The 23,659-nt window shown below is 39.6% G+C and carries 15 protein-coding genes, 1 tRNA gene and 1 pseudogene; 9 read left to right on the top strand and 8 right to left on the bottom strand.

Translation table 11 applies throughout. The annotated features are described in order from the left end of the window. Positions 1-91: 91 nt before the first annotated feature. The gene (locus BFS05_RS05185; protein ID WP_103084925.1) at positions 92-1,570 is read right to left on the bottom strand and encodes a DivIVA domain-containing protein; all 1,479 of its coding nucleotides are present in this window, start codon (positions 1,568-1,570) and stop codon (positions 92-94) included. A gap of 95 nt (positions 1,571-1,665) precedes the next feature. Between BFS05_RS05185 and BFS05_RS05180 the strand changes: the two genes are divergently transcribed. Both BFS05_RS05180 and BFS05_RS05175 read left to right on the top strand, forming a co-directional pair. Then, positions 1,666-2,637, top strand: coding sequence for a YlbL family protein (locus tag BFS05_RS05180; protein ID WP_103084924.1), 972 nt, complete (start codon positions 1,666-1,668; stop codon positions 2,635-2,637). A 138-nt stretch (positions 2,638-2,775) separates the two neighbouring features. After that, positions 2,776-2,849: transfer RNA gene (locus tag BFS05_RS05175), tRNA-Val, on the top strand. A gap of 23 nt (positions 2,850-2,872) precedes the next feature. Here the strand turns inward: BFS05_RS05175 and BFS05_RS05170 are convergent. Both BFS05_RS05170 and BFS05_RS05165 read right to left on the bottom strand, forming a co-directional pair. Continuing rightward, entirely contained in the window at positions 2,873-3,595 is a 723-nt protein-coding gene (locus BFS05_RS05170; RefSeq protein ID WP_180978614.1) for a Crp/Fnr family transcriptional regulator, read from the bottom strand. Positions 3,596-3,829: 234 nt separating this feature from the next. Continuing rightward, positions 3,830-5,230 (bottom strand): sensor histidine kinase, encoded by a 1,401-nt coding sequence (locus tag BFS05_RS05165; RefSeq protein WP_103084923.1) that lies wholly within the window; start codon positions 5,228-5,230, stop codon positions 3,830-3,832. Between the two features lie 198 nt (positions 5,231-5,428). On the opposite strand from BFS05_RS05165, the gene phoU reads away from it, so the two are divergent. Next, complete coding sequence (phoU, locus tag BFS05_RS05160) at positions 5,429-6,109, top strand: phosphate signaling complex protein PhoU (RefSeq protein WP_103084922.1); 681 nt, start codon at positions 5,429-5,431, stop codon at positions 6,107-6,109. 262 nt (positions 6,110-6,371) lie between these two features. On the opposite strand, the gene BFS05_RS05155 is transcribed toward phoU, so the two are convergent. Then, on the bottom strand, positions 6,372-12,059 hold the full coding sequence (locus BFS05_RS05155; RefSeq protein ID WP_103084921.1) for a S8 family serine peptidase: 5,688 nt from the start codon (positions 12,057-12,059) through the stop codon (positions 6,372-6,374). Between the two features lie 803 nt (positions 12,060-12,862). Between BFS05_RS05155 and BFS05_RS05150 the strand changes: the two genes are divergently transcribed. The 3 genes from BFS05_RS05150 (at position 12,863) to BFS05_RS05140 (ending at position 15,388) form a co-directional block, all read left to right on the top strand. Beyond that, positions 12,863-13,444, top strand: coding sequence for a transposase (locus tag BFS05_RS05150; RefSeq protein ID WP_103084920.1), 582 nt, complete (start codon positions 12,863-12,865; stop codon positions 13,442-13,444). Continuing rightward, positions 13,351-14,262 (top strand): IS3 family transposase, encoded by a 912-nt coding sequence (locus BFS05_RS05145; protein ID WP_146026734.1) that lies wholly within the window; start codon positions 13,351-13,353, stop codon positions 14,260-14,262. The genes BFS05_RS05150 and BFS05_RS05145 overlap by 94 nt, the downstream gene beginning before the upstream one ends. Before the next feature lie 571 nt (positions 14,263-14,833). Beyond that, entirely contained in the window at positions 14,834-15,388 is a 555-nt protein-coding gene (locus tag BFS05_RS05140) for a cysteine hydrolase family protein (protein ID WP_004118531.1), read from the top strand. 185 nt (positions 15,389-15,573) lie between these two features. On the opposite strand, the gene BFS05_RS05135 is transcribed toward BFS05_RS05140, so the two are convergent. From BFS05_RS05135 to BFS05_RS05125, 3 genes are all read right to left on the bottom strand, one after another. Next, complete coding sequence (locus BFS05_RS05135) at positions 15,574-16,359, bottom strand: DUF1829 domain-containing protein (RefSeq protein ID WP_103084918.1); 786 nt, start codon at positions 16,357-16,359, stop codon at positions 15,574-15,576. Then, positions 16,356-16,835 (bottom strand): DUF6978 family protein, encoded by a 480-nt coding sequence (locus BFS05_RS05130; protein WP_103084917.1) that lies wholly within the window; start codon positions 16,833-16,835, stop codon positions 16,356-16,358. Before BFS05_RS05130 ends, BFS05_RS05135 begins: the two co-directional genes overlap by 4 nt. Before the next feature lie 343 nt (positions 16,836-17,178). Then, on the bottom strand, positions 17,179-18,399 hold the full coding sequence (locus tag BFS05_RS05125) for a hypothetical protein (RefSeq protein WP_103084916.1): 1,221 nt from the start codon (positions 18,397-18,399) through the stop codon (positions 17,179-17,181). A gap of 652 nt (positions 18,400-19,051) precedes the next feature. Here BFS05_RS05125 and BFS05_RS05120 point away from each other — a divergent pair. Beyond that, positions 19,052-19,657 carry a DUF6088 family protein gene (locus tag BFS05_RS05120; protein WP_103084915.1) on the top strand — a complete coding sequence of 202 codons (606 nt, stop codon included), beginning with the start codon at positions 19,052-19,054 and terminating at the stop codon, positions 19,655-19,657. Further along, the gene (locus tag BFS05_RS05115; RefSeq protein WP_103084914.1) at positions 19,650-20,657 is read left to right on the top strand and encodes a nucleotidyl transferase AbiEii/AbiGii toxin family protein; all 1,008 of its coding nucleotides are present in this window, start codon (positions 19,650-19,652) and stop codon (positions 20,655-20,657) included. Before BFS05_RS05120 ends, BFS05_RS05115 begins: the two co-directional genes overlap by 8 nt. Positions 20,658-21,558: 901 nt before the next feature. On the opposite strand, the gene BFS05_RS05110 is transcribed toward BFS05_RS05115, so the two are convergent. Then, positions 21,559-22,917 (bottom strand): hypothetical protein, encoded by a 1,359-nt coding sequence (locus tag BFS05_RS05110; protein WP_103084913.1) that lies wholly within the window; start codon positions 22,915-22,917, stop codon positions 21,559-21,561. A 491-nt stretch (positions 22,918-23,408) separates the two neighbouring features. Here BFS05_RS05110 and BFS05_RS05105 point away from each other — a divergent pair. Next, positions 23,409-23,659 (top strand): annotated as a pseudogene (locus BFS05_RS05105) (helix-turn-helix domain-containing protein); the annotation flags it as partial.

The following is a 23,659-nucleotide window of genomic DNA, read 5'->3' as shown; positions in this document are numbered from 1 at the left end:
CAAGTAATACTTTTTATCTTAAGTAACGCTTTCAATTACTATTAGGAAACTATATGAATCTATACCAATCTATATGAATTCTTTAATCCTATCAGTTCTCGCTATCTGAATCAGAATCATCAGAAGAATCATCAAATGATCCAAGCTTATTCATTATCGGGAACGACAAGTCAGGAATATCTAAATTCAGACTTTGACTTTGGTTAAAATCAAAGGAATTCCTAACAGGGATATCATGCAATCCATCAGAAGCAGAAGACGCATCCTTAGAAGCATCCGCCTTAGAAGCAGAAACAGCACCTAAAGCAGAACCAGCAGTGAAACTTGGAGGAAACTCAGGAGGCAAAGCTGCGGCAGAATCTGAATTTCTATTAACAGTTTTCTCATCAATATTATGCGAAACTGAACTCCTCTTAGGAGCTGGAGGGAATGCTGGAGGCAACGGAGCAGACGCTTTATGAAGATTAGACAAAACGGTTGCGCTCTGAATCATGTCATCACCAGTATCAGAAGAATCGTCATCATCATGTTTGACTGGAGCAAAAATACTTTGCTTTTCAGGAGAAGCAGATTCAGAAGCACTGGAAGAACGCGCAAAACTGCTCAACAAATCTGAACCAGAATTATTTTCTTTAGACAAGTCGGATTCAGAATCACCAAAAAGCGCAGAAGTACTGAGAATAGTAGGCTCAGCATGACCCTTACTTTCCTTACTTTCAGCACTTTGAGCACTTTGAGTAGCGGCAAACGATGGTAAATCTGAATTATTTGAATTAGCTTTATTTAAATCAGAATCTAAAGAATCTAAATCAGAAGAATTATTTTTCTTTACTAAAGAAGATAAATCAAACGAAGACTGCGGTTTTTCTTCAGAATCAGAAGCGCTGTAGGAATCAGAAGCACTATGCAAATCAGAAGCACTAATATCAAAATCTTTAGAAATGCGCTCATATGATTCAATCTTACTTAATACTCTAATGCAAGAATTCAAATAATAGTCAACCTGACGCTCATCGTATCCACGCTTGCCAACACGCTGAGTGAAAACAACATCTGAAACAAAATCATCTGTGATTTCTTTAAGAATATCCTCGTCAGTATCCCACGAAGCGCGATGACCTAATGAAATAGCAATCTTATCTAAGATTTGATTAACTAACTCATCTACCTGAGTGCGATCATAAGAAGGATGCTTTGGCTCGCCTGGGGCAAAACGTTGACGCTCAGCACGCTTAGCATGCTTAAGCAAAGTCCTATAAATATCTTCAATCTCAGCCTTCCATACGACTCTGCCGCGATGCATAATATCGTATTCTGTAGCTTTATCGACTACTGCATTTTCCAAGCGAGATAAAGTTGCGTCTACTTGCGAAATAACATAACCATCTCGTTCTAAATCAAAAGATACTTCTTGAATATCTTTCTGAGTCAAGTCCATATTGTCGCTCACGTACAATTTGTGAGCACGCTCAAGAAATTCATTAACTTGAGATACGTTATAACCAAACTTACGCTTTCCAACTCGTTCCATACCTGAAACCTTACGAGCGGTGTTGGGTTTCTGAGCCATCGACGATTGACCTCCTGCGTAAATAATCCTATCGCTATACTTTACGCGATTGTTTCGACGCGCGCCACAACACACAGTCGGCTATTATTGTATGCATGGCTCAATTTCCGTCTTTCGTAAATATTTTTAAACGTGCATTGCAAAAAAGCATAATAATTGCTAAATCATGCATTACATCAATTTCGCAATATATTTTTCAACATTCAATTAGATATTTTGCTGGAATAATTGCTGTAGCAGTCGCAATACTGGCTCTTATGCTTCCTAGCGCGTACGTTATTGAAGAACCTGGCCCAACTCAAGACGTTTTAAGCGATATTAATGGATTAAAAATTATAGATATAGAAAATTCAGATACAAAAAAGTCAGAAATCAAAGATTCCAAAAAATCAGACTCCAAAAAGTCTGATATCAAAAATTCCTATATCGAAGATTCCAAAAAAACTGGAAAATTATTACTCGTAACAGTTGGAACTTCAGGAGTTCCTGGATACGAAACAACAACTTTCAACGCAATAAAAGCATGGCTGAATCCAGAACGAACACTTGATCCTAGAGAAGCAATAGTTCCAATCGGTCAAACAGAAGAGCAATATGAAAAAGAATCAAATGAAGAAATGACTTCATCTCAAGATTCCGCAATAAAAGCGGCAAAAATCGAGGCGAAAAAATTAGGACTTTCAACTACTAATAAGAAAATATCCTTACACATTGAAGACATTGGTGGACCTTCAGCAGGAATGATATACAGTCTCGGAATACTAAATAAAATAAACAAATACGACATAACTGGCGGAAAAACAATCGCTGGAACTGGAACAATCGACGAAAAAGGAAATGTTGGAGCAATAGGCGGAATCCAATTAAAAATGTTGGGAGCAAAACGAGACGGTGCGACTTGGTTCTTGGCTCCAGAATCTAATTGCGATGAGGTTGCAGGACATATCCCTTCTGGATTAAGAGTTGTGAAAGTAGCAACACTTGATGATGCGTGGAAAGCTCTCGAAGCTATAAGATCTGGGAAAAATGTGAAAAATCTTCCATCCTGCAGCTCAAAAATTAGGTAATAAATAAAAATAGAAATCGAAATATAGCTAAAAGTAAAAAATATAGCTAAAAATAAAACTAAAAACAAAACACGAAATAAAAAATATTTCGACACCAGCTTGACTCTAGTACATACCCTCATGTATCTTATTTCAAGCGGGCGATTAGCTCAGCTGGCTAGAGCGCCACCTTTACACGGTGGATGTCGGGGGTTCGAGTCCCTCATCGCCCACTTTCCGCTTTCATTGAATTTCTCTAACGTTCAGCTCGACGAATCAACATTCCAGGCTCATAAATTATGATTGACCTGCCTTTGCGTTTAATCCATCCTCGATTAACAAAATCCATCAATGCTTTATTAACAGTTTCACGAGATGATCCAACTAATTGAGCTAATTCTTCTTGAGTTAAATCGTAAGGAACTAACAAGCCTTCACGAACAGGCTTTCCAAAGCGAGAAGCCAAATTTAGTATAGTTTTAGCTAAACGTGCAGGAACATCCATAAAAACTAAATCTGAAATATGCTCATTATTAGCGCGAAGTCTTGCTGCCAAAACTTGCAACATACTCACAGCAACCTTAGGATGCTTGCCAAGCCAATCAAAAAGCACATCGTGTTCCACCCACAATACGCGCGTATTATCCACTAAAGCAATAGCTGAGGCAGTTCTAGGACCTCCAGCAGGATCAAAAACCGGGATTTCACCAATAATTTCGCCATTAGTATGAATGCTCAATAACTGGACACGACTATCGCGAGAATGTCTGACTAGCTTAACACGACCTCGCTCAAGCAAGTACATTCTGTGATCTTTATCTCCCTCGCTAAAAATCACTTCGCCTTTTTCATAAATAGATTGCCTCAAATTTTCGAACAACTCACGAGCTTCATCCAAAGGAACATGCTTAAACAAAGTGGTATGAGACAAAGGCAAATCTTCCGACGCGATATTAAGATCCGTGCTATCAAATGCCACAATCACCCTCCTAACTTTTAAGCAGCTACCACCATTGGGCTACCTAACAATTGGGTCCCCTAATCATTGGACTACCGCATCATTGGACTATCTGTTAAAGATATAGCGTAGCAAATAAAAAACATACACGCCAACTTGCCTGAGCTAAATGATACTAACTGCTTGGGCAGCACCCACGAATTACTCGCGCCAACTTGCCTGAGCTTACTTTTTTTGAATCAATCTCAATCTCACTCATCGCGAATACAAAGGCAAAGCAAGGCTCACAGTAGTCCCCTGCCCAGGCCTACTCCATAAAGTGATGCTACCGTTATGAGTTAAAGCTACATGCTTTGCAATCGCCAAACCCAAGCCAACTCCTTCTTGACTACGATTATTTTGATTATTAGATCTATAAAAACGTTCAAAAATACGCGATTGATCCTCTAAAGGAATACCAGCTCCGCAATCAACAACTCTAATAACAGCATAGTTTCCATCGCTAGATTTCTTTGCAGAAACAGAAACAACACTATTTTCACGAGAATAAATAATCGCATTCTCAACTAATTTACGAATAGCAGCACAAATTTGATCAGCATAACCTGAAACTTTCAAAGAAGAATCAGATTCTATCTTCACTTTTACATTGCAATCTAAGGCCAAAGGTGAAACTTGCTTTTGAACTTCATTCAACTCGTTTTCAATAGACAAAACATTGGAATCATCTGGATTTATAGGATTTTGCGCTCGCATTAAGAGCAGTAAATCTTCCAGCATATGCTCAAGTCGCTTAGAAGATTTGCCAGTAGAACGAGCGATATCCTTTATTTTTTCTGTACTAACATTTTCATTTTGTAAAACATTAGTCAGATTAGAAAGCGTGCGCGTTGAACTAATAAGCTGCTGGGAAACATTCTCAATGAAATCTTCGCGTGTTTGCGCAAAACGATGTTCTGCACTCGTATCTTCAATAATTACGACTACAATACCTTTGCCGACCGCGCCAACGGTAACAGTAAGCCAATTAGGTCTTGTGATTGTGGCAGCGCTAGTTTTTAAGGAGTTTGCTGTATTTAAAGGAGAATCTGCGTTAGAAGAATCTGAAGAATTAGACGAATCTGAAGAATTAGAATTAGGAGAATTAGACGTATTAGACAAGAAAGCAGAAGTCGAATCTTCCTCAATCGTAATATATTTAGCAGGAGTAGAAGTGACAATCGAAAAACGCTCACTTCCGCCTTTCTTACGTACAACGCTTATTGCATCAAGAACGCGCGGCTGTACGATAGCATCATCAACCACAACTCCAAGAGTATAAGCTTGGGAGCTAGCGCGAATAACTTCATCATCTGAATCAACAACAATTGTCGCCGTATGCAACATAGCGAGAACAAATTGCGCATCATTACTCACATCATCTGAAACATTATCGCGATCAGATAATTTAGTGCGCCTAACTGATATAAATCTAAATAAATTATTAAATTTTATATTCTGCACATTAATTTTGGAGAATTTGCAAAAAATCCAACAAAAAATGCCACGGAAAATGCCAGCAACGTAATCTGCCATCAGCATAAAAAGCCCAAGCAGCACGCATAAAGCAAGCACTGCGAATGCTATGAAAACCAATGTAGAAGAATCAATAGGCATAATATAATAATCTCATATTTCTTTTCATATTGCTATTGATTAATTATCACTTGCTATCACTTGCTATCACTTGCTATCACATTGTACAGAATAGTAATGTGCGTCATGGCAATACACGTCGCATATTGCAAGCTTAGTTTATAATGAATAAGTACGTCTGCATATAAGGATGTTTGCAAACCAAAGAAAGGACTAACCATGCGAGTGATTTTCAACGAAGAGATGAAAGCAGTAGCTACAAACCTCGAACAAATGGCTGAGCTTGTGTCGCGTGCTATGAATGATGCCGGAAGCGCGTTAGTCAATGAAGATTTGGACGCCGCGCAAACCGTAATAGACAGGGATGCAGATTTAGACGCTTTGGAAGCAAACACTATTGACCAATGCCTGGTTTTGCTAGCAAGACAGAACCCAGTTGCAACAGATTTACGAGAAGTCGTGGCTACTATGCGATTGGCGGCGACGTTTGAACGCATGGGTGATTTAACGAGTCACATAGCACAAATTGCAAGACGAACATGGCCAGATTCTGCAATCTCAGAAGAATCGCGCGAAACGATAGTGGAGATGATTGACTTTTTGAAAGAGCTTTCCGGACGCTTAACAACCATGATTTCTAAGCGCGATGTGAAAATAGCGGAGTCGATTATTGCAGGCGATGACAAGCTTGATAAGTTGCATGAAAAGATTTTTGAACTCGTAGAAAGCAAAGATTGGAGCGGCACACGCAGACAGCTAATTGACGTTGTACTGCTTAGTCGATTTATTGAGCGAATTGGCGACCATTGCGTTGCAGCTGCGCGACAGGTTGTGTTTATTGTTTCAGGATTTGACCCAACGAAGAAGCCAGAGCCAGACAAAGACACTGTTGTTGCTTAGTGGTGCGCTGTAACACGCGATCGAATACACTAGCGGTACATTTAGACTTACAACGCGAGTTTCGTAAGCGAGTGAACAAACAAGCTTCTCCCCCGACTTTGTGGACTTAGGGTGCGTGTTGGTAAACAAAACCAAGAACAAGAACGGGAACAAGAACGGGTTATTCTCCAAAAACAAAACTAAAATGCTCCTCATTTTCGATTGAAAGTGGGGAGCATTTTAGTTTATTAAATTATCTGATTAACTGTTCATACCCATTTGATTACTTCTCGCTACCGGCATGAACCTTCACGCGGCGGGAAATCGCAGCAACTGCACTGGCAGCAAACAACGCTACAACAAGCATGCACACTGGAATCAAATCAACACCAGTCTTGCCCATCGCAGAATTATTAGCGCTCTGAGCAGCAGCAGACTTACCACCATCAGAAGAGTTCGCGTCAGCGGAATTAGCATTGGCACCGTTCGCGGCAGTACCGTTTGCGTCAGCGGAACCGTCAGAAGCATCGCCGTCTGTGCCAACGTAAGTAGTACCAGTAAATGTGCCGAATCCAGAACCAGTACCAAATCCGTTACCAGATCCAGTTCCAAGTCCGTTACCAGATCCAGTTCCAAAATGATTCTCCGAATACTTCAGGTTAATCTCTGCAACTGTTTCATCAAATGCTGTAGCATCCGAAGGAACAACCCACACATCAGCCCAAGCAAGCTGATCGCCCTTATCGTTAAGCAAAACAATCGTATGCTTACCGGTGTAACCAGCTGGAATCACAACATTAAACTGAGGTTGACCATTCTCATCCAAAGTTACTTTCACATACTTAGATCCATCTGCACCCTTCAATAACACAGGCGAAGAATACATGTAAGCATAAGCGTAGGCAACCTTGTTCTTCTGAAGTTCCTTGATGAACTCGCTAGTAGCAGAAGAGGACTTAACCTTGTGAGACTTAGAGCCAGCCTTAGAGCCAGCCTTTGCATCACCCTTAGCAGCATCCATGCCAGCGAAATACAACTTCACAGGATTGCTCTTACCAGCGCGAACAACATCATTCATATGTTCACCAGCAACAAGGCTTCCCTCAAGCGACTGATCTAGCTTTGCAGTAGACTCAGGAGCTGTAGGCGCTGGAGTTGAAGCGGAAGGAGGATTGACAGTTACAGAAGAGGAACCATGATCGTTTTCATGACTATCATTCGGCTTCTTTTCAACGACGAATTCTGCGGAAGTATTCTTCGTTGCAACGTTACCAGCATAATCAACAGCTTCAACTGTGATTAAGTGCTTTCCGGCAGCAAGTGAATTGAAATCAACATCTACCTTCAGCGGATCCTTCAGATCTTTCAGATTGGCAAAAGTAGCATCGTAAGGATTATTCTTACTCAGCTTAATATCCGTTTCTTTAAGACCTTTACTTGCATGATTTACTTCTTTACCATCAACATTAACTCGCAATAACTTCAAATGATCATCTTTAGCTGTCACAGAAATCTTACGATTTGCTTCAACATGATCGTTGTCCTTTATTCCAAGTGTCACAGAAGGAGCATCCTTATCAACAACAACAGGAGCACGACCATACAGTGCACTAGACATCTGATCGATGGCTTGGATTAACACAAACTCTCCATTTTTAACTTCAACATCTCTATCGAAGCTCTGAGAATTAGTTTCTTTGCCTTTAGAGTCAGTACTGAAGTTGTCTGAAGCAATAAGATCATTAATCTTAAGAGTATAGCCAGCAAAATCATCACTAATAACACCCTTGAATTTCACAGTGTTTTTATTAGTGAATATTCTTCCGCCATACAACTTTGGAGTACTAAACATTACTTCAGGAGCCTGTCTGTCGAAATAGAAAGCAACAGGAGTATCTAATACCACATCACTTCCCTCTTTAACAATCATCCTAAAGTCATTTATTCCAGGATGCATTGGCAGAGTTACCGTGAATGTAGAATCAGCATTTGCACTAGTGGACTTAGTGATTGTTGCCGCTATAGAATCATAATCCTCATACCCAGAGCCATCATCTTTAACGCGATTAGCTTTTGTAAATAGCAGTTCTGTAGCTTTGTTACTTACTTTACCTTTTGCGGTAAATGAATTGAGCGAAGTACCACTATTTCCAGGAACAATCCAGTTGTATGATCCTATGCTGTTAGCATTACTCAGTGAAATCTTATAAGGCTTTGGCTTTGTTGGCATAACGCGATTAGCGAAACCTACATTCTGAGTAGTGGTGTTAACTCCATCAGTAGCAACCAAAGTAACTGAATATGTAGTAGCAGATGGAATAACTTTGACAGTAAATGAGCCATCAGTAGCAACAGTTACAGGATCTTCCACTTGTTCAGTCTGGACTTCACCGCCAACAACCTCATCCTTACTATACTTAACAGTAAGCGTGAGATTCTGCTTTGGAGTAGTTTCGTCCTTAACTTCACCTTTAACTTCTACTGCACCAGTTTGGTCAATTGTTACATTCCCATTACTATCTGCATTAGTTAGTTTAATTGTCGGTGCTTTTTCGTCGAAATTAGTTACAAGAGTTTCAACTACTTCTTTATCATCAGAACCTTTTGCCTTAACTTTTATTGTATTATCACCCGGTTTAATAGGAGCAGTAAAGCTAAATTCAGAACCATACATGTTAACAGCTAATTCTTTTTCTGTATCGGTTCCTGATTGAACATAAGCTTTCACATCCTTGCAACCATCAGCAATGCGTCCAGAGATTCCGATGCTGTATTTAGTCACACCGTTATCTTTTTTAGCAGTAACATCACTAATGCCAACATGCTTAAGATTAACCTCATTATTTATGAGAATCTTTTTATTAGCAAATGCCTTGAACACTTTGGAAATGCTGGTTTCATTGAAACCGCCATCATGCGAACTGACATTGACGTAATAAGCATCCTTACCTACATTAACTTTGCAAGTGCGAGTATAGCCATTTGCGTCATGAGTTTCACTGCAGTCTTTCTCATCAACCTTGACATAGCCACTGTTACCATTAACTCTTACACCTGGCTCACTCAACGTTTCACTTAATTCATCATGAGCTGTAATGGTAATTTCACCATTTTGATCAGGCTCGCTAATTGTAACGGTTGGAGCTTTAGTATCAAGGTTAAAATGCATATCAGTCGTCTGGCACATATCCTTAGTCAAGCAAGCTTTTACTCGATAAATATATTTGCCATCAGGAAGATTCTTGCTCCAATGCGCAATATCAGTAGATGTCTTATTATAAATAGTTCCATCAAAATCAATAGAACTATCGTAAGTTCTTGGATCATGTAATAATTCTGAGAAATTAGAACGAGAAACGTTATGTTCCTCACCTACTTCTGCAACAGTCTTACCAGAATTATCCAAAACAGAATACTGTATTAAACTTGCATTACGGAATAATGCTAATGATGGTCGTATCTTATCGAAAAACTCATCACTATTTGGAGAAAATTCTAAATGACCAGGAGCTTCATCATTAACTTGCACATCACCGAAAGAACTTTCGGCAATAAGCGAAGTAGTCATATTAATTGCATCTTGAAGATACTCTTCACCAGGCTTTACAAGAATTGGCTCCTTAACCCAATTGCCAACAAATCCAAGATATGGAACAGCCAAATCTGGTGCTCCGTCAGTTTTTGAAGTGAAGCGCGCCCAACCTTCAACATAATGGTCGCGAGTCACGTCTGGAGTTAATGTAAACTCTACTTCCTTTTCTGACTTAGGATCTACTGTAACTGTATTAGTCGAAGAAACTAATGTTTCTGAGCTAATAGAAGTAGTAGTTTCTTCACCAGCTTTATTAGATTCATTAACAACATTTTGCTTAGGAACTTCATAAGTTACAGGTTTATCCCCATAATTGTGCAATTTAACAGTGAACTTACGATTTCCATTAACCTGACGTAAAGCCACGTACGAATTGCCGTCGACTGTTGCAATCACATTAGTAGCAACAGCTTTATCGACCTGAGCTAAACCAGCGCCGATCTGACGAGGAGCAAATGGTACATTGCTTGAATTATTAAGAATCTCAGCCGTATTCATCAAGGCTTGTTCAACACGAGTAGCACGATCTTTTGGAGAAAGATTAGGGAAGCGATTTTTATAGCTTTCCATTACCAACGCTGAAAGACCGGAAACGTTTGGAGCAGCCATAGAAGTACCAGACATATTGGTGTACTTGTTGTTGTTCTGAGTTGACCACACGTTACCGCCGATACCAGCGATATGAGGCTTAAAATCAAGTTCTGGCGTTGGGCCCCAAGAAGTAAAGTTAGAAGGATGCAACTTATCAGGATTTGCAATGCTCATTGTATTATCAGAGAAGGAAACCTTAACTGTACCACTTTGAGTAGCTTTGAGTGCATCAACAATCTTTAAAGCATCTTCACGACGAATTGATGCTCCAAAGCATTTGAACTTTTCAATTCCGGCCATGCCAAGGAACTGTGCTGAATCGCCAGCTTTGTTATAAACGATTACACCCTCAGCACCTTTATCAATAGCATTCTGGAATTTTTCAGTAAATGTTATTTCGCCACGTTCAGCTAAAGCGTACTTTCCGTGAAGATCCAAATTCTGAACATCAGCTTTTTTACCAAGACCGATATTCACAATCTCATGTTCTTTACCATCAGCTTTACCTGTAGCTATAGAGTAAGGAATCTCAGTTTTCTTATTAGTTTTATCTGTATATGAACCAGCGGTTTGAATAATATAAGAATTTTCTACAGAAGCAACGCTGAAAGCAGCAGGATAAGAAGATGGTGAACCAAGAGTTGCATCATCCCACTTTCCTAACGCATCATTAGTTCCTCCAGATGTAGAGAAGCTTAAACCGGAGTTTCCTGCAGAAATAACTGGAAGCACACCAGCTTCACGAGCTTTCTTCAAAGCAAGAGATGTAGCGTTAGAAGTTCCGCCGAAACCGTTATCTGAGCCGAGAGACATGTTAATAACGTCTGCATGAAGCTTTACAGAATCCTCGATTGCAGCAACTATATCAGCATCACGAGCTCCGCGCGCTCCCGGCTTATTCGAAAATACTTTCATTGCAAGCAACTGAGCATTTGGAGCAATGCCGTTAATATGACCGTTTTTATCAGCTGGCTTATTCTCATCATCACCATTAGCGGCAACAATACCAGCAACGTGCATACCATGCTGCTCTGCACCACTATCTGTAATAGTGTAGTTTTCATCAGCATAGTTGAAGCCAGCAGGAACTTTATTAGTGAACTTTACACCTTTAGACGGGAACGTGTTCTTAATCTTACGAACTTTTTCAGCTTTAAAATCAAGCTTCATATCATGGTGACTTGGATCAATACCAGTGTCGATAATAGCCACAAGCATTCCAGTTCCATCAAGTCCACGCTTCTTAAATTCTTCATTCACACCCTGCAATCCGCGAGCGTAATTTTCAAGAGGGTAATACAAACGTTCTTGCGCAACAGAAGCTACCTCGCGTTCGTGGCGTAAAGCCGCAACTTTGTTAGCTGGTAATGTTGCTTCAAAACCATTCATCAGGTAACCAAATTGGCGACGTACTGTCATGCCATATTTTGAAGACCATTTTCCAATAAGACGATTCTGGTCAGCTTTATTACTGCTTTCAGATTGTTTCGAAGGAAGTTCTGGCTGTTTCTTCAAAGTAACAATAACAGTTACAGGCTTATTAGAAGAACCAGTCCTATTAAACGGATTATTAACTATTCTGCTAACAATCTTAGGATCAAGATATTTAGTAGTTTTATTCTTCTTATTTTTTTGGTTTACGACTTGCGTGAGATTATTTTTCTCAGCACTATTGTCTTTAGCATTTGCCGCATAAGCCGATGATCCAGCAAGCGGCACCATAAGCGTCGCCGCGGCCACACTTAATGCTGCTAAACGAGTCAGATATGACGTTCGTTTGAACTTCATAGCAATCTCCTCTCGAATGGGTATGAACATATTTTCATAACGAAATGCTGGCTTATTTGCTAACTATGACTTACAGCTAGTTAACTCCGACTAGTACTAGCTAGCTCTGGCTTATAGGCTAATTCTGGCTTATTTGCTTAATCAGCGAAACCAGCGGAAGTATCGCAAACAATTTCGCATTACTCGTACAAAACCTAAACAACACTTCGAAAGTCGCACCCACATCAGTTATGAAAATATATTTTCGGAACAATAGCACCAATCTTTAAGAAGAAAATTTTCTAGTCCAATATTTGGTCATTGCAAAAATATCATTAAACGGGATTTATTACTTCAAAATGGCGTATTTTAGCCAATTTCTACTAACATGTATGTAATTAAGAAATGATTAAAAAATACTTTGTTAACATTTAATTTACTTAATATACGAAAAAAATTCCATTATTTGGATACTTATTACCGTTGAAACAATGAGGTAAAGACAGTATAATATTACAAAATAGTCTTATATGACCCAAAAAACGCTACATACTTTACAAAAAATATTACTTTCTCAAAAATAACAATAATCGTAAAAATTCCTTTACCAATGCCCTATAAATCGGCTTACAAGCGAGCTTCCCCTTCCCCGAATTTGTTTACTTATGTACCCCGTAAGTCCACAAAACCAAGAACACCTCCCCGAATTTGTTTACTTATGTACCCTCTAAGTAAACAAAACCAAGAACACCTCCCCGAATTTGTTTACTTATGTACCCTGATATGTACCCCTTTTTCTGGACTGCTAGTCAAAGGAGTAACGCATGTCAAAATGTAAATATAGTTACGAGTTTAAAAAGAAGTGTGTTGAACTATATCGTCAAAATCTGGAATTACCAACACCTGACGCTGTTAGTAGGAATAATTTTCGTCATACTGTCGCGTATTGGACGCGTTTAGTAGAAGCTAACGGGTTTGAAGTGCTTAAACCACGTTTTAAAAAACATAGGTATTGGGATCCCGTGCAAGAGCTTTGCATGGTTAACCAAGTTCTTACTGGCAAAACTATGAGCCAGGTCGCAATCGAGAACGGGTTACTGGAAGGCCAATTAAGAAGATGGGTGAGAATATACGAAACGGAAGGTTATAGTGGTTTAGTAAAACATACTCGTAAAAAACCAGTAAAAGAGCCTTGTATGAACCGTAAAAACATGAAAAATGATGATCCTTTAACAATGAGTGAGCGTGAAGAACTTAAGTCTCTTCGTGAAGAAAACGAGCTTATTAGAACAGAGATTGAAGTACTAAAAAAATTAAGCGCCTTGAGGAGAGCCAAACAAGCTGCTCTACTCAAGGCGAAAAAGCAGAAGTTATCAAAGAACTCCGTGAGCAAGGACATAAATTAAAATATCTTCTTATTATCATTGGAATGGCTAAATCTACTTACTATTTCGAGATAGGGAAAGTAGACGCGGTTGAGATAAGAAATAAAGAGTTAATGAAGGTTATACGGCAAATATTCGAGCATCATAAAGGCAGGTATGGTGTTAGAAGAGTGCATAAGGAGTTAGTAAACCGTGGGTATAAGGTGAATCGTAAACGTGTTCAACGTTTAATGCATGTCATGCAGTTAGTTGGAAAAAGGCCAAAAGAGAAGTACAACTCGTATATGGGTGAGGTTGGTAGAGTCGCGGATAATATTATTAACCGTGATTTTACTACTACTGCTCCTTTGCAGAAGTGGACTACTGATGTTTCACAGTTTAATTTCTCGTGGGGTAAGTGTTATCTTTCGCCAATACTTGATATGCATACGAATGAGATTATTGCTTACGATTTATCATTGCATCCTGATTTAAATCAGATTAGACGCATGTTAGATAAGGCTTTTAAACGTTTCCGAATGGTTGAAGGGCTTATATTTCATTCTGATCAGGGTTGGCAGTATAGGCATGATTATTTTAGGAGTGTTTTGAAAAAACATGGGGTTATTCAGTCTATGAGTCGTAAGGCTAACTGTTATGACAATGGTATTATGGAATCATTTTTCGGTAGGCTTAAAAACGAGATGTATTACGGGCATGAGCATGAGTATGCTTCGTTTGAAGAGTTTGATCGAGCAATGAGGGAATATATTTATTATTACAATAACGAGAGAATACAGAAGAAGACTGGGTGGGTGCCTCCTGTTAAATGCAGGAAAGCATCCACGCAGACGATATGATTAAGTAAAAAGGGATATGTGTCCAGAAAAAGGGGTACATATCAGTGCTCTAAGTAAACAAAGTCGGGGAAGTATTCTTGGTTTTGTGTACTTATCAGTGCTCTAAGTAAACAAAGTCGGGGAAGTATTCTTGGTTTTGTGTACTTATCAGTGCTCTAAGTAAACAAAGTCGGGGAAGTATTCTTGGTTTTGTTTACTTAGGTAGCGTGTTGGTAAACAAAAGCAAGAAGGGTTGCTTGGTTTTGTGTACTTAGGTAGCGTGTCGTAAGCGAGCTGACGAGAAATCGCTAAAGCGCAACATTTGCCGCAAGGTAGTGATTAAATAATTGTAATCGGCGCAGAAGCAAGTGAGCTTTGAGTATTCTTTGAGTATTAAGGATTGCGCCGATTGCAATTGGGCCAACAATTGAGTTGATAATTGGGCTATCAATTGAAATAAAATCAAGCAATTAAGAATGCGGAATATTGTAACTAAAACGATTGTGCTATTTGCAGTAATACTGCCAGAAGTAATGCTATTAGCGATAATTGTGCTAGCGATTATTCTGCAAATTTCATACAAGGAGTAGGTATGAATAAAGCCCTTATTAACATTGATTATACGAATGATTTCGTGGCAAGCGACGGTTCGCTGACTGTAGGCGAGCCTGCGCAAAAGCTCGAGAAGCGTATTACTGAGATTTCACAGGAATTTCTTGACGCTGGCGAGTTCGTGGTTTTTGCTATTGATACGCATCATTTGAACGATCCGTATCATCCTGAAACTAAGCTTTTCCCACCTCATAATATCGCCGGAACTCACGGCCAGAAGTTATATGGCACGCTTGGTGATTTTTATGAGGCGAATAAAGATAAAAGCAACGTGTATTACATTCATAAAACTCGCTACTCTTCGTTTAATGGCACGGATTTGCTGATTAAGCTGCGCGAACGCCATATTGAGGAGCTGCATTTGGTGGGAGTTTGCACGGATATTTGCGTGCTTCACACTGCGGTTGATGCGTATAATCTTGGTTTTAAGATTGTGGTTCACAAAGATGCAGTTGCAAGCTTTGATCCTGCAGGTCACGAATGGGCTTTGCGTCACTTTAAGACTTGCCTTAATGCGGATATTGTAGAAGGCTGAGAATTTTAGCTAAAATATTTGGATTATAGGGTAACTATTTAAATGGTTACTTAAATAGTTATTAAATGGTTACTTAAATAGTTACTAAGAATAATCAACGCTGGTTGCTTTGAGCCGCCAGCGTTTTTATTTATCTAAAGTTCAGCGTTACAGCCTAAAGTTTAGAGTAGAAGTAAAATGCAGTATTAAGCCGCGCGCAATAAGTAAGCTCGTTCCTCAAGATTAGAAAAAGGAATAACTTCCACGCCATAGTTTTCAAAAGCTTCCAAAGCAGCAGTCTGCAAAGGATGATCCCTATCATCGCCAATCACAAATAGCTTAGAACCTTCACGTTCTTTTGCTTTACAAGTATCCTGCCAACTCCACATAATATCGCGAACAGCAGTTTTATCAAACTTATTAGGAGCATGGCAGAATCTAGTAGGATATTTTGCGCTACGCTGGAACAAAAAATCAAAACTATGTTCATATCCAGAAACACCGCGAATAATCACATTTGCGGTGCAATAAACATTGCAAGATTCCAACACTTTAGCAACATCATCAGCAAAATACTCAGCCACATGCCTACGAGAAACTTCAGTCATAGAATTCAACGACAAAAGAGCCTGAGCATAACGGTTCAAAGCATTAGCGTAACTATCTTCAGCATCAAGAGTAACTTCACCTTTATTTGTGATACTCACACCATACCTGCGCGCCAAGCACTGCATACGTTCTAAACGCTTTTCAGTAATACTCACACCCTTATGATTCAAAGTAGCAAAAGTATAACCATCGTCAGTAAAAGCAACACTGTTACTACGATCAATACGCACATAAAAAACAAGGTCGTCGCCAGAGCAATCAAGAAAAGGCAAGGTGACCTCATTCCATTCGCCAACTCGCTCAACGGCAGAAGACTTACGCAACCATGACGTATAGTCATCAAGAAGAGCGGGAACATCAAACGCTACACTACTTGCACTCATAATAATGCACCTTGGAACTTTGGCTTTTGAATTACATTGAATTTATCGAGTAACAGTATTGTATCACGAACGAAGTCAGGCGAATTTATATTCGCTGCAACTGCAAAAGAATCATCAAATCCTTCACGATAAATATGCCAATGCGTGCCACCAACCCTTGTTCCATCTGGATTAGTATGCGTAGAACCATTCACGCACAAACGAATCAGCGGTATACCAGAAACACTAATACGCGCTGATAAAGTACGCGCTGATGAAGTACGCGCTGATAAAGTATGCTTATTTGCATTTATTCTTCCCCTATACAAAGCGATAGTAAACGAGTTTTCTTTTGATTTAACATGAAACTCAGCATTATGCACGCCCTGCGCAGGCATATTAACAACCTTCTCAACAGCACGCTTAGTTTCTGCAATAAGTAAATTAGCTTCAGATTGCGTTAATGTAAAACGCGGCACAACAGGCTTTCTGCTCATAATACGACCTCCTTGCAATTAGTTACGAGGGGCTACGGATTCAACGGTCTATCAGGGTTATTACGCAACAATTTTTATTACGCAACAATTTGCCTGCATTAAATATATTCTACAAAATATCTTTGTTAACACATCATAAAAACACAAGATAGGGAGATATTGAGGAGTTTGACTTGGAAGTTTGGCTGAGCGATATTCGCACTTTGGATGCTGACTTTGGCTACGGAAATAATAAAAACGTGTGGCACAAAACTGAATAGTTTCATACCACACGCTAATTAGATTAAAGCAAACGCAAAACGTAAATTAATAAATTAAATGTTTATGTTTGCAATAATTAAATTTAGTGACGGAACTTGCGAACAGCAGCACCGATGCCAGCGAGCATGGAAGCAGCCAAAGCAGTGAACATCACGGTAACACCAGTCTTGCTCAAAGGAGCAGCAGAAGCAGCAGCGGCAGCCTTGGTATCAAGCTTTGCACCAGCTGGAGCAGCGGCACCATTCTTACCGGCTTCCTTCTTAGCTTCACCCTTCTTAGGAGCAGCCTTCTGAGTCTTCTTAGCAGCAGCCTGAACATCCTTACCGAACTCGCCGCTCAAAGACTTAGAATAAAGATCGCGAGCACCTGGAACGGTTGGGAAGTTTGGAGCCAAAGGATCAGCAGTTACAACTGGTGGCAAAGCAGCTGGGTTAATACCCATAGCAATAGCCTCATTGTAAACAGCCTTGTAATACTCTAAAGCAGTATTGTAATCAGCTACAGCCTTCTTAACATCCTTCAAAGCATCATCGTAAGCATTCTGAGCATCTCCAAGGGCTGCAGTAACGCGAGTAAGATGAGCGACAGCGCGATTGTAAACATCAACTAAATGATCCCGAGCAGCAGAATCATTCACGCCAGAAGCATCGAACTTATCGATAGCAGCTTTAGCAGCATCAACAGCAGCTTTACGAGCCTTAAACTCAGCAGTAGCAGCATTCAAAGCCTTGAAAGCACCATCGAAAGCCTTCTGCTTCTTATTAAGGATATCTTCCTTATTATCCAAGTCCTGCTTAGCGTCGTAAACCTTCTTAATCTCAGCACGATTAAGCTCATCCTTAGTTGGATCTGGAGTTGCGCAAGCCTCTGCAGCCTTAGCCTCGAGATACTTATCACGAAGCTCATTCACCTCAGCCTGCTTAGCTTCCTTAGCCCTAGTTTCTTTAACGTTAGCATTGAAAGCCTCAACATATCCACTAACCTTTACATAAACATCGTATGTAAGAGTACTTGATGTAGCGGTTGGCTTAAGAGAAATTAAACCAGTCTTAGGATCAGGAGTTACATTAATGTAAGTGTTAAGTGCACCAGCAAGCGCTTCTGGCTTAGGAGTTACAGTCATAGCATCCAAAGCAGCCTTAGCGGTAGTATACTTATCGTAAGCAGTCTTAGTAGCAGCCTTAGCAACACTCATGAGTGGTGCAGGCACTGGGCAAGTAGCCATAGCTGGGGCGGCGAAAGCCAAACCAGAAACGAGGGTGGCGCCAGCAGCGAGAGCGGCGATAGCCTTCTTATTTAACATGATATTTTTCCTTTTCTTCTTCTTCTTCGCACTAGGGTATGCGAAGAACAATTTGCCTTTTGCGGTTTCCCGCTAGCACCAGTCGAACTAGGGATTCAACCGGTTGCTGAGTTATAAGATACTCTATGCTTTAAGAAAACTCAACAGAAATTCCCAGCTTACTTCCAGCTTTAAATTAGCATATTTTACAAAATTTTATAGAACGCACGCTAATTTTCATTATAATTTATTGAATCTCTTTAAATAAACAAGAAATTATTAAAAACACGCCGTACATAGAATTTTTTAATGAATTTCCCAGCTTTCTTTAAGGTTTCTCTTATTCTCCCCCACCCCAACCCTGCTCATCACTCCTTCAGACCCTTGCAATATCGCCGTTTTATGCAACATACGATAGCCCATTTGCGTAGTTCCACAAAAGTAATACCCCTTCCCCGAATTTGTTTACCAACACGCCACATAAGTCCACAAAATCAAGAACCCTTCCCCGAATTCGTTTACTTATTCGGCATGTAAGTCCACAAAATCAAGCGCGACGAAGTCAGTAAAGTCATATTCAGAGCGAAAATCTTAAATCTCTTCCTACTGAGTAACTTAAAGTTGAGTTTTGCACCCAAAAGTGTATAATTATGGGTGCAAGGAGGTGTTTTATATGGCTCGTATAACCAATCAAATAGAAAATATTATGTCAGAAAATCAGGGGAAAATCTTTTCTATTAATGATTTTTATAATCTTGGAACAAAGAACACAATTAAGTCTGTCTTATATAGATTAAATGAAGAAAATCAAATTGCAAGGCTTATAGATGGACTGTATATCAAACCAAAATATAGCAAGATTTTAAAAGAATATTCCTATCCGGATGCAAACGAGGTTGCTGAAAAACTTGCAGATAAATTTTCTTGGACAATAGCTCCTACAGGAGATATAGCACTAAACTATACAGGACTATCAACTCAAATTTCAAACGAGTATATTTATATTTCAGATGGAGCGTACAGAGAGTATTTATATAGGGGAAAAAAGATTATCTTTAAACACACTACAAATAGGAACATAACATCTTATTCCAAAGAGTTATCTATTCTCATACAGGCAATTAAGACATTGGGCAAAGATAATATCAATAAAAAACATATTAAAAAACTAGCTGCATTCTCCCAAAATATTAAAGAAGATTTAAAGGAAGATACCTTAAGATTACCTTTTTGGATACAAGAAGTTTTAGAAGAGATACAGGAGGTTAACCATGAATAAACTATTAGAGATATCAGATGATGAATTAGATTCTGTTATACAAAATACTTCAGATAAACTCAACATGTCAAAAGCTATTGTAGAAAAGGACTTGTGGGTTTGTGTGATTTTAAAATACCTGTTTAGCGAGTTTAAGTACAGGAATTCTATTTTCTTTAAAGGAGGAACGAGCCTATCTAAAGTTTATAAACTGATAGAAAGATTTTCAGAAGATATAGACCTTGCGTTGGATTGGAAGGTTTTAGGATATGGAAAAACAGAACCTTATGAAGATAGAAGCAATACAAAGCAACAAAAATTCAATGATAAATTAAATGATGATACAAAAGTTTTTCTTCGCGATGAATTTCTTCCTATTCTACAAAATGATTTTAAAAAAATTTTAGATAATAAAACATATAGTTTTTATATTGACGAATTTGACGGGCAGACAATATGTTTTAACTATCCTAAAAATCATAAAGATAGCTCGATTCTACAAGTAATAAGATTAGAAATTGGAAGTTTAGCAGAACCAATTCCTGCAAGCAATAAAAAGATAAAAACTTATATCGAAGAAGCATACCCGGAAGCATTCAATGAAGATATAGAAGTTGTTGCGGTAGATAGTTTAAGAACCTTTTTTGAGAAAATTACTATACTTCATAGAGAAGCAAATCGAATAAATGGAAATTATCCCGCAAGATATTCGAGACACTTTTACGATGTTTATAAAATGCTCCTAACTGATATTAGGGAAAAGAGTTTTGAAAACATAAAACTATTAAAGACAGTCATTGATTTTAAGAAAAAATTCTATGCAAGTAACTGGGCGAAATATGACGATATTATGAATGGTAATTTAAAGTTAATACCATCAAAAGAAGGACTAGAAGTCTTTTCAAAAGACTATGACAGCATGAAAAATATGTTGTTTGGGGAAAAGATACCATTTGATAAAATCATCGATGCTCTCAAGGAATACGAGAAAGAGTTAAATGACGTTATAAAAAATAAGTAAATTTATTTTTAAATATGGACGGTAGATAAAATCTATCGTCTTTTTTATTGCAAAAAGACGTAATTAAAAAAGGGTTAATTCCCAAAATAACCCTTAAAGAGCGCAATGCTATTAGTTAGGCAGAGATTTAAGATTTTTCGCCCATGTGTGCATACCAAGTAGCAGTGAGGGATAAGGATTGCTTGGTCGAGCAATATAAGAGTGGAGCGATTCTAAACAGACCTTCACATAATCCAATCCTATTTGGAATCAAAACTTAACTAAGAATCTAAAGACTAGTAGCACAAGCATAAAAACCATGTACTGTACGAGAGCGTAACGTCTGCGAGACAAGTAATCCTTATTCCTCACCGCCACAGTAAAAACTAATTACTTCGCTGACGGCGGGAGTCCACTGGACTTCCGCTCTATGTCAGCTCACTCATCAAAGGAACTTTAATCACTCAAGCAGGTCATCGCGCTTATGTACCCAGTAAGTAAACAAGGTTCGCCAAACGTCGGAATGAAAACTCACCAATCATCGGAATAAAAACCCGCCAAACGTCGGAACAGAATTCCGCCAAATACATGAATGAAAACACGCCAAATACTTGAATGGAATTCACTAAGGCCTACTAACGCTTACCAACACTCGCCCAAAAGTAAAAGCCGGACTATAAGCAAAAAGCTTGCATATAAACAAGAAAGGCTTACCGAAGTAAGCCTTTCAAAACCTGGAATCATTACCCGTCCCTAGCGGAAAACAAAACCAGTATCAACACTCAACACTCAAACCACCACACTCTAAACACTCGCCAGTAAGAAAAGGTAAACGGCAAACCAGCAAACACTTAAAACATGAACAGTCCGAGCAGTGGCGTGAAACACACGCTCCACGCCACAAGTTGAATGTGAAAACTATTTAGTGACGGAACTTGCGAACAGCAGCACCGATGCCAGCGAGCATGGAAGCAGCCAAAGCAGTGAACATCACGGTAACACCAGTCTTGCTCAAAGGAGCAGCAGAAGCAGCAGCTGCAGCCTTGGTATCAAGCTTTGCACCAGATGGAGCAGCAGCGCCACTCTTCTTAACAGCACCCTTCTTAGCTTCAGCCTTCTTAGCAGCTTCCTTCACCTGGTTTGGAACACCGAAAGTAGGAGCCTTAGCAACATCATCTGGCTTCGGGAAGCCGGAAACATTAGCGCGAACAGCTACAGCATTGTTGTAAGCGTTGCGGTAAAGAACCAAATCAGCATTGAACTTATCTGCAGCAGCATTCACAGCCACAGTCTTAGCCTGGAAGTCAGCAGCAGCCTCATCGAGAGAAGCTTGAGCAGCAGTGTAACGAGCGCTAACAGCCTGCTCATCGTTAAGAGCAGCCTTATAAGCGTCAGTACCTTCCTTACCAGCAGCCTTAAGATCAGCTACCTTCTGCTGAGCAGCAACATACTCCTTATCAACAGCCTGGTACTTAGCAAGAGCAGAGTAATAATTAGCCTTAGACTTCAAATATTCGCTATGAAGGGACTCGAAAGCAGCCTGATCCTTCTTCAACACAACGTAAGCGTTCTCAAGACGAGTCAAAGCACGAATCTGATCATGATCCATATCACGCAATGGAATGCTTGGAACATCTGGAAGAGGCTTTGGACCTGGCTGTGGACCAGGCTGTGGAGCTGGAGCTGGGGTAGTCTTGCACTCGGCCTTAGCAAGCTCAGCCTGAGCATCCTTAACATCCTGCTCAGCCTCGTCGAGCGAAACCTTTGCATCATGTACAGCAGTCTTAAGCGATGCAACCTTAGTCTTAACCTTTTCAACAGCATCCAAGGTATCATCACCAAGAGCCTTAGCAGCATCAGACAAACCCTTAGTCAAGTTCTCTTGAGCCTTAGTAGCAGCTTCAGCAGCAGCGGCAGCCTTAGCCTTCAATTCCAACTTCTCTGCAGAAGTATCAGCAGCTTTAGAAGCAGCTACAGCCTTATCAGCATCCTCCTTAGCCTTATCAGCATCTTCCTTAGTTTTTTTAAGATTATTAACCTTACCAAGCTGCTCATTACCGGTCTTCAAGTCCTTATTAGCCTTGTTAAGAGCAACCTTCTTAGCTGACTTAGTTGCCAAAGCCTCAGCTAAAGCATTATTAGCATCATCGACCTTATCCTGGTCAACAGTGCAGGTTGCCTGCTTTGGAGTCTCAGCAGCGAAAGATGGTGTGGCGAAAGCCAAACCAGAAACGAGGGTGGCGCCAGCAGCGAGAGCGGCGATAGCCTTCTTATTTAACATAATAATTTCCTTTCTTCTTCTCCTTCGCACTAGGGTATGCGAAGAAAAATTTGCACCACGATTGTCTTGAAACAATTCGCGGTATCGCCAGCCTTAAAATCTAGGGCGGCTGACGTTTGCTTTTAAGATACCCCCCCCCGTTTGAAAAAGTCAAGAGCCAATCAACCCACACTTATCCACAATTTAAATAAAATATTTTAATAAAACACGATAAACAAACCCTAAACCGTAAAAAATACAGTATCAAACTTGTTTTTATATTAAAAAATGAATTTTCAAGAATTTTCAAGAATTTTCCCAGGAAACTCTCAGGAAACTCTTCCGCGCTCCCCCAACCATCTGCAAAACCGTTGCAATATCGCCACTCTCTCGCGACACGCCGAAACTACATTTACCTAAGTAAACAAAACCAAGAACACTCCCCCGACTTTGTGTACTTATCTGGTTGATATGTACCCCTTTTTCTGGACTGCTAGTCAAAGGAGTAACGCATGTCAAAATGTAAATATAGTTACGAGTTTAAAAAGAAGTGTGTTGAACTATATCGTCAAAATCTGGAATTACCAACACCTGACGCTGTTAGTAGGAATAATTTTCGTCATACTGTCGCGTATTGGACGCGTTTAGTAGAAGCTAACGGGTTTGAAGTGCTTAAACCACGTTTTAAAAAACATAGGTATTGGGATCCCGTGCAAGAGCTTTGCATGGTTAACCAAGTTCTTACTGGCAAAACTATGAGCCA

The organism is Gardnerella coleohominis, assembly GCF_002896555.1.
Taxonomy (GTDB): Bacteria; Actinomycetota; Actinomycetes; order Actinomycetales; family Bifidobacteriaceae; genus Bifidobacterium; species Bifidobacterium vaginale_F.
This window is presented reverse-complemented; position numbering and strand designations above follow the sequence as displayed.

Coding starts and splice junctions, on each gene's coding strand:
- BFS05_RS05185 (WP_103084925.1), bottom strand. CDS start 1,570: ATGGCTCAGAAACCCAACACCGCTCGTAAGGTTTCAGGTATGGAACGA.
- BFS05_RS05180 (WP_103084924.1), top strand. CDS start 1,666: ATGGCTCAATTTCCGTCTTTCGTAAATATTTTTAAACGTGCATTGCAA.
- BFS05_RS05165 (WP_103084923.1), bottom strand. CDS start 5,230: ATGCCTATTGATTCTTCTACATTGGTTTTCATAGCATTCGCAGTGCTT.
- phoU (WP_103084922.1), top strand. CDS start 5,429: ATGCGAGTGATTTTCAACGAAGAGATGAAAGCAGTAGCTACAAACCTC.
- BFS05_RS05155 (WP_103084921.1), bottom strand. CDS start 12,059: ATGAAGTTCAAACGAACGTCATATCTGACTCGTTTAGCAGCATTAAGT.
- BFS05_RS05150 (WP_103084920.1), top strand. CDS start 12,863: ATGTCAAAATGTAAATATAGTTACGAGTTTAAAAAGAAGTGTGTTGAA.
- BFS05_RS05140 (WP_004118531.1), top strand. CDS start 14,834: ATGAATAAAGCCCTTATTAACATTGATTATACGAATGATTTCGTGGCA.
- BFS05_RS05135 (WP_103084918.1), bottom strand. CDS start 16,359: ATGAGTGCAAGTAGTGTAGCGTTTGATGTTCCCGCTCTTCTTGATGAC.
- BFS05_RS05130 (WP_103084917.1), bottom strand. CDS start 16,835: ATGAGCAGAAAGCCTGTTGTGCCGCGTTTTACATTAACGCAATCTGAA.
- BFS05_RS05125 (WP_103084916.1), bottom strand. CDS start 18,399: ATGTTAAATAAGAAGGCTATCGCCGCTCTCGCTGCTGGCGCCACCCTC.
- BFS05_RS05120 (WP_103084915.1), top strand. CDS start 19,052: ATGGCTCGTATAACCAATCAAATAGAAAATATTATGTCAGAAAATCAG.
- BFS05_RS05115 (WP_103084914.1), top strand. CDS start 19,650: ATGAATAAACTATTAGAGATATCAGATGATGAATTAGATTCTGTTATA.
- BFS05_RS05110 (WP_103084913.1), bottom strand. CDS start 22,917: ATGTTAAATAAGAAGGCTATCGCCGCTCTCGCTGCTGGCGCCACCCTC.